The sequence below is a fragment of the Pseudomonas synxantha genome, from assembly GCF_900105675.1.
Classification (GTDB): domain Bacteria; phylum Pseudomonadota; class Gammaproteobacteria; order Pseudomonadales; family Pseudomonadaceae; genus Aquipseudomonas; species Aquipseudomonas synxantha.
Genome location: NZ_LT629786.1, coordinates 820,191 through 835,989, shown reverse-complemented (window position 1 = coordinate 835,989; position 15,799 = coordinate 820,191). Strand labels below are relative to the sequence as shown.

Annotated in this window: 16 protein-coding genes; 7 read left to right on the top strand and 9 right to left on the bottom strand. The window is 61.0% G+C overall.

Annotated elements, in window-relative coordinates:
• Positions 1-4 precede the first annotated feature (4 nt).
• From flgJ to BLU48_RS03985, 6 genes are all read right to left on the bottom strand, one after another.
• On the bottom strand, positions 5-1,270 hold the full coding sequence (gene flgJ / locus BLU48_RS04010) for a flagellar assembly peptidoglycan hydrolase FlgJ (RefSeq protein WP_057023039.1): 1,266 nt from the start codon (positions 1,268-1,270) through the stop codon (positions 5-7).
• Positions 1,271-1,274: 4 nt separating this feature from the next.
• Complete coding sequence (locus BLU48_RS04005; protein WP_164484855.1) at positions 1,275-2,363, bottom strand: flagellar basal body P-ring protein FlgI; 1,089 nt, start codon at positions 2,361-2,363, stop codon at positions 1,275-1,277.
• Positions 2,364-2,390: 27 nt separating this feature from the next.
• Positions 2,391-3,086, bottom strand: a complete 696-nt coding sequence (gene flgH, locus BLU48_RS04000; protein ID WP_057023041.1) for a flagellar basal body L-ring protein FlgH — start codon at positions 3,084-3,086, stop codon at positions 2,391-2,393.
• A 51-nt stretch (positions 3,087-3,137) separates the two neighbouring features.
• Complete coding sequence (gene flgG / locus BLU48_RS03995) at positions 3,138-3,923, bottom strand: flagellar basal-body rod protein FlgG (protein ID WP_003192986.1); 786 nt, start codon at positions 3,921-3,923, stop codon at positions 3,138-3,140.
• A gap of 57 nt (positions 3,924-3,980) precedes the next feature.
• Positions 3,981-4,721 (bottom strand): flagellar basal body rod protein FlgF, encoded by a 741-nt coding sequence (locus BLU48_RS03990; RefSeq protein WP_046071778.1) that lies wholly within the window; start codon positions 4,719-4,721, stop codon positions 3,981-3,983.
• 328 nt (positions 4,722-5,049) lie between these two features.
• The gene (locus tag BLU48_RS03985; RefSeq protein ID WP_057023042.1) at positions 5,050-6,612 is read right to left on the bottom strand and encodes a sigma-54-dependent transcriptional regulator; all 1,563 of its coding nucleotides are present in this window, start codon (positions 6,610-6,612) and stop codon (positions 5,050-5,052) included.
• A gap of 256 nt (positions 6,613-6,868) precedes the next feature.
• On the opposite strand from BLU48_RS03985, the gene phhA reads away from it, so the two are divergent.
• From phhA to BLU48_RS03970, 3 genes are all read left to right on the top strand, one after another.
• The gene (phhA, locus tag BLU48_RS03980) at positions 6,869-7,660 is read left to right on the top strand and encodes a phenylalanine 4-monooxygenase (RefSeq protein ID WP_057023043.1); all 792 of its coding nucleotides are present in this window, start codon (positions 6,869-6,871) and stop codon (positions 7,658-7,660) included.
• Between the two features lie 98 nt (positions 7,661-7,758).
• Entirely contained in the window at positions 7,759-8,115 is a 357-nt protein-coding gene (locus BLU48_RS03975) for a 4a-hydroxytetrahydrobiopterin dehydratase (RefSeq protein ID WP_005790113.1), read from the top strand.
• Positions 8,115-9,308, top strand: a complete 1,194-nt coding sequence (locus BLU48_RS03970) for an amino acid aminotransferase (protein WP_057023044.1) — start codon at positions 8,115-8,117, stop codon at positions 9,306-9,308. The genes BLU48_RS03975 and BLU48_RS03970 overlap by 1 nt, the downstream gene beginning before the upstream one ends.
• Before the next feature lie 123 nt (positions 9,309-9,431).
• Here the strand turns inward: BLU48_RS03970 and BLU48_RS03965 are convergent, their stop codons facing one another.
• Positions 9,432-10,241, bottom strand: coding sequence for a UDP-2,3-diacylglucosamine diphosphatase (locus BLU48_RS03965; RefSeq protein WP_057023045.1), 810 nt, complete (start codon positions 10,239-10,241; stop codon positions 9,432-9,434).
• 135 nt (positions 10,242-10,376) lie between these two features.
• On the opposite strand from BLU48_RS03965, the gene BLU48_RS03960 reads away from it, so the two are divergent.
• From BLU48_RS03960 to BLU48_RS03950, 3 genes are all read left to right on the top strand, one after another.
• Positions 10,377-11,126 carry an AraC family transcriptional regulator gene (locus BLU48_RS03960; RefSeq protein ID WP_057023046.1) on the top strand — a complete coding sequence of 250 codons (750 nt, stop codon included), beginning with the start codon at positions 10,377-10,379 and terminating at the stop codon, positions 11,124-11,126.
• A gap of 98 nt (positions 11,127-11,224) precedes the next feature.
• Positions 11,225-12,109, top strand: coding sequence for a DMT family transporter (locus BLU48_RS03955; RefSeq protein ID WP_057023047.1), 885 nt, complete (start codon positions 11,225-11,227; stop codon positions 12,107-12,109).
• A 130-nt stretch (positions 12,110-12,239) separates the two neighbouring features.
• A complete protein-coding gene (locus BLU48_RS03950) occupies positions 12,240-12,521 on the top strand; it encodes a hypothetical protein (protein ID WP_056847910.1) in 282 nt (93 codons plus the stop codon).
• A gap of 34 nt (positions 12,522-12,555) precedes the next feature.
• Here the strand turns inward: BLU48_RS03950 and BLU48_RS03945 are convergent, their stop codons facing one another.
• The gene (locus BLU48_RS03945; RefSeq protein ID WP_046071771.1) at positions 12,556-12,843 is read right to left on the bottom strand and encodes an Rdx family protein; all 288 of its coding nucleotides are present in this window, start codon (positions 12,841-12,843) and stop codon (positions 12,556-12,558) included.
• A gap of 84 nt (positions 12,844-12,927) precedes the next feature.
• On the opposite strand from BLU48_RS03945, the gene BLU48_RS03940 reads away from it, so the two are divergent.
• Entirely contained in the window at positions 12,928-15,117 is a 2,190-nt protein-coding gene (locus BLU48_RS03940) for a patatin-like phospholipase family protein (RefSeq protein ID WP_057023048.1), read from the top strand.
• Between the two features lie 129 nt (positions 15,118-15,246).
• Here the strand turns inward: BLU48_RS03940 and BLU48_RS03935 are convergent, their stop codons facing one another.
• A complete protein-coding gene (locus tag BLU48_RS03935) occupies positions 15,247-15,681 on the bottom strand; it encodes a MarR family transcriptional regulator (RefSeq protein WP_046071769.1) in 435 nt (144 codons plus the stop codon).
• Between the last annotated feature and the right edge of the window lie 118 nt (positions 15,682-15,799).

The following is a 15,799-nucleotide window of genomic DNA, read 5'->3' as shown; positions in this document are numbered from 1 at the left end:
GACCTTATAAATGTGTGGTTGCGCCAGCGGCAGCGTAGTTCTGGTAACTGTTCATATTTTTTGCGATCTGCGAAATCTTGCTGGCGTAAGCCGGGTCGGTTGCATAACCGGCTTTTTGCAACTCGCGTACAAACTGTTCCGGGTTATCGGCTGATTTCACAACTTCTTTATAGCGATCATGGCTTTGCAGCAGAGTCACAAGGTCGTGGAAGCTGTCCTGGTAGGAGCTATAGGAACGGAACTGCGCCGTTTCCTTGACCATCGCGCCATCGCGGAACTCGCTGGTGATCGCCCGGGCCTGGCCGCCCTGCCAACTCTGGCCGGCCTTGATGCCGAACAGGTTGTGGCTGCTGCTGCCGTCCTCGGCGCGCATCACCGATTTGCCCCAGCCGGTTTCCAGCGCGGCCTGGGCCACCAGGTACTTGGGGTCGATACCGATACGCGCGGCGGCCGCCTTGGCCATCGGCAACATGGTGGCGACGAATTCATCCTGGGAGCTGAAGGCTTTTTTCGCCGGTGCCAGCGGTGGCTGGGCAATGGCGCGGCCATAGACCTGCATCTTTCCGCTTGGCACGGCAAAGCTGCGGGCGGCGCTGCTGACTACATTGTCATCGGCGGCGCTGTTGCGCAGGGGCGCGCTTTTGGCTTCGGCGGCGACCGGGGCACTCGGCACGATGCCAGCCAGCAGACGGTCGGCCAGTTTGCTTGGCAAGGCGATACGGCGCTGGTTCATCAGCTCCATGTCGTTGGTGTGCGCACTGGTGCCCTCAGGAACCGCCACGCGATACGCCCACAAAGGCCGCTGGCCATTGGAGCGGCCCAGCGGCCCGTCGGCCTGGGTACCGGCGCCAATCTCGGTCGGCACATCGACTTTCTTCACCGGCACATCTGCGGCCGGACCTTGCAAGGTGGCGGCCTGGGCCTGCACCGGCTTGTTCTTCTGCATCTGGCGCATCAGCACGTCGGCCAGGCCGATACCGCCGCCCTCGCGGGACATCGAGACCGCCAACTGCTGGTCGTACATTTCCTGATACTGCTTGGCCGCCGGGGTGTTCAGCGGGTTGTCCTTGCCCAGGGCGTCGGTGGCCGAGCGCATGGACTTGAGCATCTCGTTGAGGAACAGCGACTCGAACTCCTGCGCCACCTTGCGCATATTGCCGTCGCTGTTCTTGTCGGCGCCGACCTTGAGCTGGTTAAGTCGGTTCAAGTCGGAGTAAGACCCCGAGTCCGCCGTGCTGCTGATGCCGCTTTTGCGCATATCCATGGCCATGGCCTCAGATCACAATGAGGTCGGCTTGCAAGGCGCCGGCCTGTTTCAAAGCTTCAAGGATCGCCATCAAGTCGCCGGGCGCTGCGCCCACCTGGTTCACCGCGCGGACAATCTCGTCCAGGGTGGTGCCGGGGCCGAACTTGAACATCGGCTTGGCTTCTTGCTGGGCATTGACCCGCGAGCGCGGGACCACGGCGGTCTGGCCGTTGGACAGCGGCCCCGGCTGGCTGACAATCGGGTCTTCGGTGATGGTCACCGTCAGGCTGCCGTGGGTCACCGCTGCCGGCGAAACCTTGACGTTCTGGCCGATCACGATAGTACCTGTACGCGAGTTGATAATGACTTTTGCCACGGCCTGGCCAGGGTCGACCTCAAGGTTTTCCAGGATCGACAGGTAGTCCACGCGCTGGCTTGGGTCCAGCGGCGCGGTGACGCGGATCGAGCCGCCGTCGATGGCCTGGGCCACGCCCGGGCCGAGCATGTCGTTGATCTTGTCGACCACGCGCTTGGCGGTAGTGAAGTCGGAACGGTTGAGGTTCAGGGTCAGGCTGTTGCCCTGGTTGAAACCGCTCGGCACGGTGCGTTCAACCGTGGCGCCACCGGGAATGCGACCGGCCGACGGCACGTTGACGGTGATCTTCGAGCCGTCGCGGCCTTCAGCGTCAAACCCGCCCACCACCAGGTTGCCCTGGGCGATGGCGTAGACGTTGCCGTCGATACCTTTAAGCGGAGTCATCAGCAGGGTGCCGCCGCGCAGGCTTTTCGAGTTACCCATGGACGAAACCGTGATATCCACCACCTGGCCCGGCTTGGCGAACGCTGGCAGATCGGCACTGATCGACACGGCGGCAACGTTCTTCAACTGGACGTTGCCCGAGCCTGGCGGCACCTTGATGCCGAACTGCGAGAGCATGTTGTTGAAGGTCTGCAGGGTGAACGGCGTCTGGGTGGTCTGGTCACCCGTGCCGTTGAGCCCCACCACCAGGCCATAGCCGATCAACTGGTTGGAACGCACGCCGGAAATACTGGCGATGTCCTTCAGGCGTTCGGCCTGGGCCACAGCGCTTAAGGCCAGCAAGAGTGCCGTCGCCATCAGCTGTTTGAAGTTCAAAGTGGCCACCTAGAAAGGGAACAGCGGGCTAAGGAAGAACCGGTCGAACCAGCCCGGCTGACTGGCATCAGCAAACGAACCCGTACCCGAGTAGGTGATGCGTGCATCGGCAATGCGTGTCGAAGGCACCGTGTTGTCGGTGGAAATGTCATCGGCGCGGACCATCCCGGCAATGCGCACCAGCTCATCGCCGGTGTTAAGGGTCATCCACTTCTCACCGCGTATGGCAATGATGCCGTTGGGCAATACATCGGCCACGGTCACGGTGATCGAACCGGTCAGGCTGTTGCCCTGGCCTGCCGCACTCTTGCCGTTGGTGGAGCGGTCGCCGCTGTAGCCGGCATCCAGGCTCAGGTCACCGCCGCCCAGGGGGTTGTTGGTGCTGAGGCCACCCCCGAACAACGAGGTCAGGCCGATGCTCGCCTTGCTGTTCTTGCCGATCTGCGAGTTGGCGTTCTTGCTGGCCTGGGTCTTCTCGTTGAGGGTGATGGTGATGATGTCACCAACCCGAAACGCCTTGCGGTCGCTGTACAGGTTCTGTTCGAAACCGGCCTGGTAGATCGAGCCATTGTTGGCTGCCGCCGGCAATGGCGTGCGCGGCAACACCGGCGCGTAGTACGGGTCATTGGGCTTTGGCGTCGGGGCAACACACCCCGCGAGCACGGCGATCCCACTCAATGCCAAAACGGAAACATAGCGATTCATGACCCTTACCTCATGGTGTTGCAGGCGCCTTCAAGGGCGCCCCAGACTGGATTACAGATTCTGCGTAACGAACGAAAGCATCTGGTCGGCGGTGGAAATCACCTTGGAGTTCATCTCGTAGGCGCGCTGGGTGGTGATCATGTTGACCATCTCCTCAACGGTGCTGACGTTGGAGGTTTCCAGGGTGCTTTGCAGGGTGGTGCCGAAACCGTTCAGGCCAGGGGTGCCGATTTGCGGCGCGCCGCTGGAGGCGGTTTCCAGGAACAGGTTGTTGCCCATCGCCTGCAAGCCGGCCGGGTTGATGAAGTCAGCGGTTTGCAGGTTGCCGATCACTTGCGACGCCGGGTTGCCGGCCACGGTGATCGACACGGTGCCGTCGTTGCCCACGGTAAAGGTCTTGGCATCCGGCGGTACCACCACGGCAGGTTCCAAGGCGAAACCGTTGGCGGTGACGATCTGGCCATTGGAGTCCAGGTGGAAAGTACCGTCACGGGTATAGGAGGTGGTGCCATCCGGTTGCAGCACCTGGAAGAAGCCACGGCCGTTGATGGCCATGTCCAGCGGTTGTCCGGTTTGCTGCAGGTTACCGGCGCTGAAGTTTTTCTGGGTGCCGACGATCTGCACACCAGTACCCAGTTGCAGGCCCGACGGCAATTCGCTGTCCTGAGTCGACTGGGCACCTGGCTGCTTCTTGATCTGATAGAGCAGGTCCTGGAACTCGGCGCGATCACGTTTGAAACCCGTGGTCGAGACGTTCGCCAGGTTGTTGGAAATGGTGGTCAGGTTGGTGTCCTGGGCGGACAGGCCTGTCTTGGCAACCCATAGAGCCGGAAGCATGCTGTTCTCCTTCGTGCGCCTGTTTGTTGGCGCCGTGCGACGAAATAAATTAGGGGCTTAGCTCATCTGCATGACGCGAGTCATGGCCTGGTCGTCTTCTTTAGCGCTGTTCATCATTTTGATGTGCAGCTCGAACTGCTTGGAAAGCGCCAGCACTGCGGTCATTTCCTCTACCGCGTTGACGTTGCTCGCCTGCAGGAAGCCCGAGGTCAGGGTGACGTTGGCGTCGGCCTGGGCCGGCTGGCCATCCCTGGTGTGGATGGTGCCGTCCAGGCCCTTGGTCATGTTCTTAAGGTCGGGCTGGACCAACTTGATGCGGTCCACTTCCGCCATCACCCGTGGGCCTTCGCCCATGGCACGGATGCTGATGGTGCCGTCTGCACCCACTTCGATTTTCTGCTGGGGTGGCACGGCAATCGGGCCGCCGTTGCCCATGATCGGCATACCGTTGCCGGCACGCAGCACGCCCAGGGCATCCACATTCATGCTGGCGCTGCGCACGTAGGCTTCGCCGCCATCCGGGGTTTGCACGGCCATCCAGCCGTCGCCGCTGACGGCTACATCCAGGTCACGACCGGTTTCGATCATCGCCCCCGGAGAGAAATCAGTGGCCGGCCGCTCGGTCATGGCAAACGCCCGCGCCGGAAAGCTGTCACCGAACACCGGCATCGAACGCGCCTGCTCCAGGTCACGCTGGAAGCCGTTGGTGGAAATGTTCGCCAGATTGTTGGCATGGGCCTTCTGCGCCAGTGCGTTCTGACTGGCGCCGGTCATTGCCACATAAAGGTATTTGTCCACGCTCTATCCTCTTTCTGACGGACGCTTGCCGTCCACCGCTGTACTAATGAGGCTTAAGCAATTTGCGAACCAACTTTTAAAAAGAGGCTAAAGTCCAGGCGCGGCGGGGGGTTGCGGCGAAGCAGGATGATTTGAGGCTTGAGAGCGAGTCGAAAAAACGGCGGACTACTGCCGCCTGCGGCAATCACCGGCCTGGAAAACGACGAAGATCAAATGTGGGAGGGGGCTTGCTCCCGATGGCGGTGTGTCAGCCAGCTCACCTGTAGCTGACACACCGCCATCGGGAGCAAGCCCCCTCCCACATTTTTGACCGCTTAGTGTCAGCGAATTATTTATCGGCCTTGAGGATTTCGTAGTCGCGCAGCTTATTGGCGATGGTGGTGTGCGACACGCCCAAGCGTTTGCCAAGCTGCCGGCTGCTGGAATACTCGGCATAAAGGCTTTCCAGCACGGCCTTCTCGAACCGTCCAACAATCTCCTCTAACCCGCCCTCCAGGGAAAAGTCGCCAAGAGGCTGGCGCACCCCGTAGTCCGGCAAGCGGATATGCTCGGCCTTGACCACCCCACCGTCGCACAGCGACACGGCCTGGAACAGCACGTTTTCCAGCTGTCTTACGTTGCCTGGCCAGTGGTAGTGACTCAAGCGATCCATCGCCGCGGGCGCAAGCTTGGGTAAAGGGCAGCCAATCTGTCGGCTGGCCTGGTCGAGGAAGTGCTCAACCAGTGGCACCAGGCCGTCAAGGCATTCGCGCAACGGCGGGATATGCAATGACAGCACATTGAGCCGGTGATAAAGATCCTGGCGAAACTCACCTCGGACGCAGAGTTCCGACAAGTCCACCTGAGTGGAGCAGATCACGCGCACATCCAGGTACACCTCTTCGTCACTGCCGACCCGGCGAAAGCAGCCGTCCTGCAGGAAGCGCAACAACTTCACCTGCAGACGCGCACTCATTTCCCCCACCCCATCGAGAAACAAGGTGCCGCCCGCCGTCAATTCCAGCAGCCCGAGCTTGCCTTCCGCCCGCGCGCCTTCAAAAGCGCCGGGGCCGTAGCCGAACAGTTCGGTCTCGGCCATCGACTCGGGCAACCCTGCGCAGTTGAGCGCCATCAGCGGTGATTGCCCACGGGGGCTGGCCAAGTGGCAGGCACGGGCCAGCAACTCTTTACCGGTGCCGGTTTCACCTTCTATTAATAGAGGCGCATCCAGTGGCGCCATGCGCCGCGCTTCGCGGACCACCGCGGCCATGACCTTGGAGCTTTGGAAAATGCTGTCGAACCCGCGCAGCTCCTGCTTGCGCACGTTATAGATACGCTCACCGACGCGGTCTGCGCGATGCAGGGTGAGCACCGCGCCGGCCATGGCTTCGCTGTCATCGTGTTCGGAGGATTGCAGCGGCGCGATATCCGCCAGGAACACGTCCCCCTTGACCTTGACCCGCAGCCCATTGATGCGCGATTTGCTGGCGCGTACCAACTCCGGCAAGTCAAAATCCTCAGCGTAGCGCGACAACGGAATGCCCGGCACTTCGTCCACACGCACGCCGAGCAACTGCGCCGCCGCACGGTTGGCGGCCACGATGGAGCCACCCATATCGATGGACAGCACTGGAAACTCCAGGGCGCCGAGCAGCGCATTGAGTTCCATATGCCGCCGCTCGCTGGGCATCAGCCCCACTCGCTTGACGCCGAACACGCCGCCAATCGCTTCGAACTGCGGGCGTAGCGCCTGGAACTGCATATTCACCAGGTTCGGACAGAACAGGTAGATGGCATTGCCATGCTCGCCGCCGACCTCGCCCTTGGCGACGTTGACGCCGTACTCCACCAGCAGGTTGAGGATGTCCCGCAGGATGCCGATGCGGTTCTGGCAATGCACTTTGATACGCATGAAAAGGCTCGAAAAGTAGGTAGGCGCCGCGTCTTTTTGTCGCCGAGCGCAGATAGTCGTCAAGATTATGTGACAGAGCGTAGGCGTTTCCCAGCCCATAGCCCGGATAAGTCATCCATCCGTAACGAATACTTTACGAAAAACGGTAATTTTTCCTACATACCCAGGGGCAACGTAGATGGAATCCTGCGCCCGCCGGGTTATCAATAGTGCATCGCAGGACATAACAAGAACGAATGCCTAGCAGGAGAGCCGTATGAAGCAGACGCACTACGTGGCCCGCGAGCCCGATGCGCAAGGTTTTATCCACTACCCGCCGGAAGAACACGCGGTGTGGAATACCCTGATCACTCGTCAACTCAAGGTGATCGAGGGTCGCGCCTGCCAGGAATACCTGGACGGCATCGACAAGCTCGACCTGCCCCTGGATCGTATCCCCCAGTTGGGCGAAATCAACAAGGTGCTGGCCGAAACTACCGGCTGGCAAGTGGCCCGCGTGCCGGCGCTGATTCCCTTCCAGACCTTCTTCGAACTCCTCGCCAGCAAGCAGTTTCCGGTGGCGACGTTCATTCGCACCCGCGAAGAATTGGACTACCTGCAAGAGCCGGATATTTTCCACGAGATCTTTGGCCACTGCCCTTTGCTGACCAACCCCTGGTTCGCCGAATTCACCCACACCTACGGCAAGCTCGGCCTGGCGGCGACCAAGGAGCAAAGGGTGTACCTGGCGCGCCTGTACTGGATGACCATCGAGTTTGGCCTGGTGGACACGCCCCAAGGGCGGCGCATCTACGGTGGCGGCATTCTGTCGTCGCCTAAAGAAAGCGTGTATTGCCTGTCGGACGAGCCCGAGCACCAAGCCTTCGACCCGCTGGAAGCGATGCGCACCCCATATCGCATCGACATCCTGCAACCGCTGTACTTCGTATTGCCCGAACTCAAGCGCCTGTTCGACGTGGCGCAGGAAGACATCATGGGCATGGTCGAGCGCGGTATGGAATTGGGGCTGCACGCACCGAAGTTCCCTCCCAAGCCCAAAGCGGCTTGAGCTGTGCCTTTTCAGGCCAGGTGAGTCTGTTCCCTGGCCCCGCGTTGCTTTAGGGTAACGCCACTGACCTTCAAACATTCGAATTCAGGACACCTCCCATGACCACCTTGAACCAAGCCCACTGCGAAGCCTGCCGCGCCGATGCCCCGCAAGTCAGCGATGAAGAACTGCCAGTGCTGCTCAAGCAGATCCCCGACTGGAACATCGAAGTGCGCGACGGCGTCATGCAGTTGGAAAAGGTTTTCCTGTTCAAGAACTTCAAGTTCGCCCTGGCCTTCACCAACGCCATGGGTGAAATCTCCGAAGCCGAAGGCCATCACCCTGGCCTGCTCACTGAATGGGGCAAAGTCACCGTGACCTGGTGGAGCCACTCCATCAAGGGCCTGCACCGCAACGACTTCATCATGGCCGCACGCACCGACGAAGTGGCCAAGACTGCCGAGGGCCGCAAGTAATGCACTTCGACGCCATTGGCCGCGTGCCCGGCGACCCGATCCTCGGGCTGATGGACCTGTATGCCCAGGACGCCAACCCGAACAAATTCGACCTGGGCGTGGGCGTCTATAAGGACGACCAGGGCCTGACGCCGATTCCCCACTCGGTGAAGCTTGCGGAGCAGCGCCTGGTCGATACCCAGGTGACCAAGACCTACATCGGCGGCCATGGCGACGCAGCTTTTGGCACCCTGATCAGCGAGCTGGTGCTCGGTGCCGATTCGGCCTTGCTTCGTGAGCGCCGTGCCGGCGCCACCCAAACCCCGGGCGGCACCGGTGCCCTGCGCTTGAGCGCCGATTTTATCGCCCAGAGCCTGCCTGGCCGTGGCGTGTGGCTGAGCAACCCGACCTGGCCGATCCACGAAACCATCTTCGCCAAGGCTGGCCTCAAGGTCAGTCATTACCCTTACGTGGGCAGTGATAACCGCCTGGATGTGGCGGCGATGCTGGCAACCCTGGCGACGGTGCCCGAGGGCGATGTGGTGCTATTGCACGCCTGCTGCCACAACCCGACCGGCTTCGACCTGTCCCAGGATGACTGGCGCCAGGTGTTGCAGATTGTGCGTGAACGCCATTTGCTGCCGCTGATCGACTTTGCCTACCAGGGCTTTGGCGATGGCCTGGAGCAGGACGCTTGGGCGGTGCGATTGTTCGCAGCTGAACTGCCGGAAGTGCTGGTCACCAGTTCCTGCTCGAAGAATTTTGGTTTGTATCGCGATCGTGTGGGCGCGCTGATCGTATGTGCAGCGGATGCGGAAAAACTCACCGATGTGCGCAGCCAACTGGCGAATATCGCCCGCAACCTGTGGTCGACACCGCCGGATCACGGCGCTGCCGTGGTAGCGACCATTCTTGGTGATGCCGAGCTGAAAAAACTCTGGAGCGAGGAAGTCGAGGCCATGCGTTCGCGGATCGCGCACTTGCGTTCCGGGTTGGTGGAAGCCTTGGCGCCCCATGGCTTGGCCGAGAAGTTTGCCCATATCGGCGCACAGCGCGGAATGTTTTCCTATACCGGTTTGAGTGCCGATCAGGTCAAGCAACTGCGCGAGAAGCACAGTGTGTATATGGTCAGTTCAGGCCGGGCCAACGTGGCCGGGGTGGATGCGACACGTTTGACACTGCTGGCCCAAGCCATCGCCGACGTTTCCAACTGAAGACACTGGGACTAAATGTGGGAGGGGGCTTGCCCCCGATTGCGGTGTGTCAGCTGAATATTTGCTGGCTGATCCACTGCTATCGGGGCAAGCCCCCTCCCACATTTTTAACCGAGTTGGTTTTTAGCCCGTGACCATTTCAGCCTTGAGCTGCGCCTCCCTGGCCTGGGCATCCGCCAACCGATACAACTCGATATGCCCATCCCAGTGCTCGATCAACGCCGTGCATGACTCCACCCAATCTCCGCAATTGAGGTAATCCACCTCTCCCACCTTGCGAATCTCGGCATGGTGGATATGCCCGCACACAACGCCATGCAGCTCGCGCTTGGTGACTTCGTGGGCAATCGCTTCTTCGAAATCGCTGATAAAGCTCACCGCGGTTTTCACCTTGTGCTTCAGGTACGCCGACAGTGACCAGTAGCCGTAGCCATAGCGTGCACGCCAATGATTGAGCCAGCGGTTGAGGGTGAGGGTCAATTCGTAGGCCGAGTCACCGAGGAACGCCAGCCAACGGTGATAACGGGTGATCACATCGAACTGGTCGCCATGGATTACCAACAGATGCCGGCCATCAGCGGTCACATGCACCGCTTCGTCCACCAGTTGGATATTGCCGAGGATCAGCTTGGAATAGCGCCTTAAAAACTCATCATGATTGCCGGTGACGTAGATTACCTCGGTGCCGCGCTTGGCCATGGTCAGCAGGCGGCGGATCACGTTGGTGTGCGCCTGGGGCCAATACATGCCGCCGCGCATTTTCCAACCGTCGATAATGTCGCCCACCAGGTAGACCTTGTCGGCGTGGTAGCCCTTGAGAAACTGTGACAGATGTTCGGCCTGGCAATCCCGGGTGCCCAGATGCACGTCGGAAATCCACAGGGTTCGCACCCGTTGCTTGCGGCTGGGCTTGGTGAACTCGGCATGGCTCATGGGCATCCCTCGACGCTGTTTTCGCGAGCTTGCGCCTTGGCGATTAATAGCCCATGACAGCTACGCGTCAGTCTGATGACAGCGCTCATGCCCCCAAGCGTTGTAGACTGGCGCCTTGCCGCCCTGGAGACCGCGATGAGTCCGAGCCTCACGCTACGCCATTACCTCGAAGCGCCCATCGCACACAGCCATGATCATGCGCAGTTGGTGTTCGGTCTGTCCGGGCACCTGGACCTGGAAGTCGATGGCCGTGGCAGCCAGGTACGCGAAAGCAGTGTGATGGTGCTGCCCTTCTCCACCCACCACGCCTGTGGCAGCCGCGACGGTAGTCGCTGCCTGGTGCTGGATGTGCCAAACGAGCATTGGGTGGTGCAATCTTTGGGTGAGCATGCCGATGCCAGTCGTCGCTTGCTGGGGCAACCGTCGCGACTGACGCTGAATCCGCGGCAAAGCCAACTGGTGCAGTGGCTGGCGCACGGCCCGGTGCACGACCCGCTGATCGTCCAGCAAGGTGCGGTGCTGTTACTGGCCACTCTCAATCATCCCCAGGCCCAAGCGCTGCCAGGTCGACGCTTGCCTTATGCGGCGTTCAATGCCCATATCCAGCGCCACGCTGCGCACCCATTGCAGGTGGCTGACCTTGCGCGTATCGCCGGGCTCTCCGTGGCGCGCCTGCATGCACGCTTCATGGCCGAACGCGGGCAAACACCGATGGATTATCTACGCAGTCGTCGCCTGCATATGGCCCTGGAGCTTTTGCGCAGCACACCGGTGGCCATTGGTGAGATTGCCGAGCGCGTTGGCTATGCCTCGCAAAGCGCATTCAGTGCAGCCATGCTTCGCGAGTTTGGCGCCTCCCCTAGCGCCCTGCGCCGGGGCGACTGACGAGAGTCCCACGCTAAAAAACGCGAGGCCGGCGACAGACGCCCGCGAACCAACCCTCTAGACTGCGAGGCTGTTTCCCCGTTGGTTCAAGGATCGCAATGACTCCCCGCTCAGCACTTGGCGCCCTGCATATCGGCGCACTGATGTTTGGCCTCACTGGCGTATTCGGCAAGCTGGCAGCGGCGTCCCCTGCCATCATCGTATTTGGGCGTGCCGCGTTTGCCGTGCTTGCCCTGGCGGTGTTTGCCCGCTTTGCCAGCAACGCGCCCTGGAAGAAACTGGAGATGCGCGACTGGCGCCGCTTGCTGGTCAGCGGTGTGCTGCTGGCTGCCCATTGGGTGACGTTCTTCATTGCCGTCAAAGTCGCCGGTGTAGCCGTGGCGACCCTGGGATTCACGGCCTTCCCGGCCTTTACCGTGATCCTTGAAGGGTTGATCTTCCGCGAGCGCATTCGTGCCAATGAAGTGCTGCTGGTGACCCTGGTCACCGTTGGCCTGGTGCTGGTCACCCCGGATTTCAACCTTGCCAGCGAGGCCACGGGCGGGTTGCTGTGGGGGATCGCCTCGGGGTTGTTGTTCTCCTTGTTGTCGTTGAACAATCGCGCCAGTTCCGGACGCATTCCTGCGGTACAGGCAGCGCTGTGCCAGAACGTCGTGGTCGCAGCCTGTCTGCTGCCGGTGGCCGCCCCGGGGCTGGCGGACGTGCGCGCCATTGACTGGCTGTGGATCGGGCTGCTGGGCGTGTTTTGTACTGGCCTTGCCCATAGCCTGTTTGTCGCCAGCCTCGCGGTGATCAAGGCGCGCACCGCCTCGGTGGTGTTTGCCATGGAGCCTGTCTACGGCATCACCGTGGCCTGGCTGCTGTTCGCCGAAACGCCGACCTTGCGCATGCTGCTGGGCGGCGCCTTGATCATCGTCGCCATCGTGCTTTCCGGCCTGATGGGCAGCGCCAGCCAGGCTAAACAGCCGACGGCAACGGCCTGATCTATACTTCAAGCGTCCGCAACAGTCTGTAGTCGTTCAACGGATAAAGACTCCTCGACGACAGCCATGGTGTTTTCTGAAGTTGCTGCAAGCGAGTGGTCATCCCTCAATGCGATGCAGGAGCTTCATTATGGAAATGCTCATCAGCTTGCTGGTCCAGATCATCAGCGGTGCCGTCGGCGGCAACATCGCCGGCATGACCAGGCAGAGCCTGGGGACAGGGCTCAATACCTTTCTCGGCGGGGTCGGCGGCCTGGTGTTGGGCCAGATTGTCGCTGCACTCACAGGCACCACCCATGGCGAAGCGCTGGATGTGGCTGCGGTCGGCAGCAATATTGTCGGCGGTGGCGTCGGTGGCTTGGTGTTGACGTGGGTGGTTGGTTTTATCAAGCAAAAGCTTGCCGCCAAATAGCGATAGGGTCACCGCCCCTCTGTGGCGGTGACCTTCATTGAGTACGATCGTTATGGCCCAGGTCGCGCTGCGGGTCGATCTGATCGCGCACCCGCTGTTTAAGCACCTTGGCTTCGGGAAAGCCGCCGTCGGCCTTGCGTTCCCAAATCTGCACCCCATCACAGGTGATGCGAAAGGTGCCGCCGGTGGCCGGTTCCAACGCTACGCGCCCCAGGTCATCGGCAAATGTACTGAGCAGCTCCTGGGCCAGCCAGGCAGCGCGCAACAGCCACTGGCACTGGGTGCAATAAGTGATAACGATCTCGGGTTTGCTTGCAGACATAATTTAAGCGGCTCCTGACATGACGGGCCCGGCGAATCGGGTGGCTATAATAGCGGCCTTTATCGCCCAGCCTCGAGATTGATGATGCGCCGCCTGTTGTCCTGCCTGTTCCTGTGCCTTGTCCCCCTGCTTGCCGACGCCTTGGAAACATCACGCCCCAAAATCGGCCTGGTGCTGTCCGGCGGTGCCGCCCGCGGCCTGGCGCATATCGGCGTGCTCAAGGCCCTCGAGGAACAGGGGATCCATATCGACGCAATTGCCGGCACCAGCATGGGCGCGGTGATTGGTGGGCTGTACGCGTCGGGCTACAAGATCGATGAACTGGAGAAGCTCGCGCTGGGTATCGACTGGCAGCAGGCCCTGTCAGACGCCCCACCGCGGGAAGACGTACCGTTTCGACGCAAACAGGACGACCGGGATTTCCTGGTCAAGCAGAAACTCAGTTTCCGCGACGACGGCAGCCTCGGCCTGCCGCTGGGCGTGATCCAGGGTCAGAACCTGGCACTGCTGCTGGAAAGCATGTTTGCCCATAGCAGCAACACCCGTAACTTCGACAAGCTGCCGATCCCGTTCCGCGCCGTGGCCACCGACATCACCACCGGCGAAAAAGTCGTGTTCAGCAAGGGCCACCTGCCCCAGGTGATACGCGCCAGCATGTCGATCCCTGCGGTGTTCGCCCCGGTGGAGCTCGACGGGCGCCTGCTGGTGGACGGCGGCATGACCGACAATATTCCGTTGGATGTGGCGCGGGAGATGGGCGTCGACATCGCCATCGTGGTCGATATCGGCACCCCGCTGCGCTCGCGCAAGCAACTGGCGACCGTGGTGGACGTGCTCAACCAGTCCATCACCTTGATGACCCGGCGCAACTCCGAAGAACAACTCAAGGCCCTGAACCCCAAGGATGTGCTGATCCAGCCGCCCCTGGCCGCCTTTGGCGTGACGGATTTCGGCCGCGCCAAGGACATGATCGACGCCGGCTACCGCGCCACCCGCGCCCTTGATGTACGCCTGGCGCACCTGCGCCCCGCCGAGCCCATCGACCCTGAGCTGGTGGCTGCTCGCACGCCGGGCGAGCGCACCCCGGTGATCACCGCGATACAGGTGGAAAACGACTCCAAAGTCAGTGACGACGTCATCCGCTACTACATCCGCCAGGGGCTGGGCGAGCCACTGAACCTGGGCCGCCTGCAATCGGACATGGGCACCTTGTACGGCCTGGATTACTTCGAGCAGGTGCAATACCGCGTGGTGAAAACAGGTCAGGACAATACCCTGGTGATCAGCGCGCGCGGCAAACGCAGCGGCACCGATTACCTGCGCCTGGGCTTGAACCTGTCGGATGATATGCGCGGCGACAGCGCCTTCAATCTCGGCGCCAGCTATCGCGTCAACGGTATCAACCGCCTCGGCGCCGAATGGCTGACGCGGGTGCAGATCGGTGATCGGCAAGAGCTGTACAGCGAGTTCTACCAGCCGATGGACACCGGCTCACGTTACTTTGTCGCGCCGTATATCAGAGCCGAGGCGCAGAACGTGGAACTGGTCCTGGACAACGACCCCATTTCCGAATATCGCCTGGAACGCTACGGTTTCGGCTTGAACGTGGGCCGGCAGATCGGCAACAGCGGCGAGATCCGCTTCGGCGTTGGAGAAGCCTGGGGCAAGGCCGACGTACGTATTGGCGACCGCGACCTGCCGAGCGTGAGCTTCAGCGAAGGCTTCTATGAACTTAAATATTCATTCGACTCCTTTGACAACGTGTACTTCCCCCATAGCGGCGAGGACATCGGCCTGGCCTATCGTGAATTCGAACCGGGACTGGGCTCGGACCAGCGTTACCGCCAATGGGAGTTCAAGCTGGACAAGGCCATGAGCTATGGCCCGGACACATTGATACTGGGCGGTCGTTACGGGCGCACCCTGGATGATTCGGATGTGGTGATTTCCAGCTTCCAGCTGGGCGGAGCGCGGCAACTGTCGGGCTTTCGCCAGGATGCGATCTCGGGGCAGAACGTCAGCCTGATGCGCGCGGTGTACTTCCGCCGACTGACCCCGCGTTCGTACCTGCCGCTGGACTTCCCGTTGTACCTGGGCGCCTCACTGGAACGGGGCCGGGCGTGGAACAACGATAATGAATTCGATAGCGGCTATATCAACGCCGCGAGTATCTTCCTCGGGTTTGATACGCCTCTGGGGCCGCTGAATTTCAGCTATGGGTTCAATGATGATAACCAGAAGGCGGTGTACCTGAACCTCGGCCAGACCTTCTGACACAGCACCGAACTAATGTGGGAGGGGGCTTGCTCCCGATGGCGGGGTATCAGTCAACAATTCTGTAGCTGGCCCACCGCAATCGGGAGCAAGCCCCCTCCCACATTTTGATCCCCAGTGAATGGGCGATCAGGACTTTTCCAGGTTCGCCAGGATGTGCTCATGCACACGCATGCACACGCGCAAATCCTCTTCATTCACCCCTACGAACAATTCATGACGCAACGCCGTGGCAATGGTCTCGATCTGGTCGATCAGCGGTTGAGCGGTATCACACAGCAGGATGCGTTTGGCGCGGCGGTCTTCCACCACGGCCTGGCGTTGCACCAGGCCCTGACCTTCCAGGCTGTCGAGCAGACGCGCAAGGGTCGGCCCTTCCACGCCGACACTTTGTGCCAATTCACGCTGGGTAGGGGCTTGTGCAAAACGGGCTAAATGCAACAGCACCAGCCATCGCGCCTGGGACAAGCCCAGCCCCGCCAGGCGGCGGTCCAGCTCGGCGCGCCAACCTCGGGACATTTGCGCCAACTGCATGCCAAAACGGTGTTGATCGGTTAACGGCATAAAAAACTCATGTTTAAGACTGAAAATAAAGTGTGGCTAATTATTAGTCAGCTAAGCATGAGCCATGTCAGTAGGCAAGGCCCCGTATGTACTGATTCGTTACATTGTCGTAATTGGC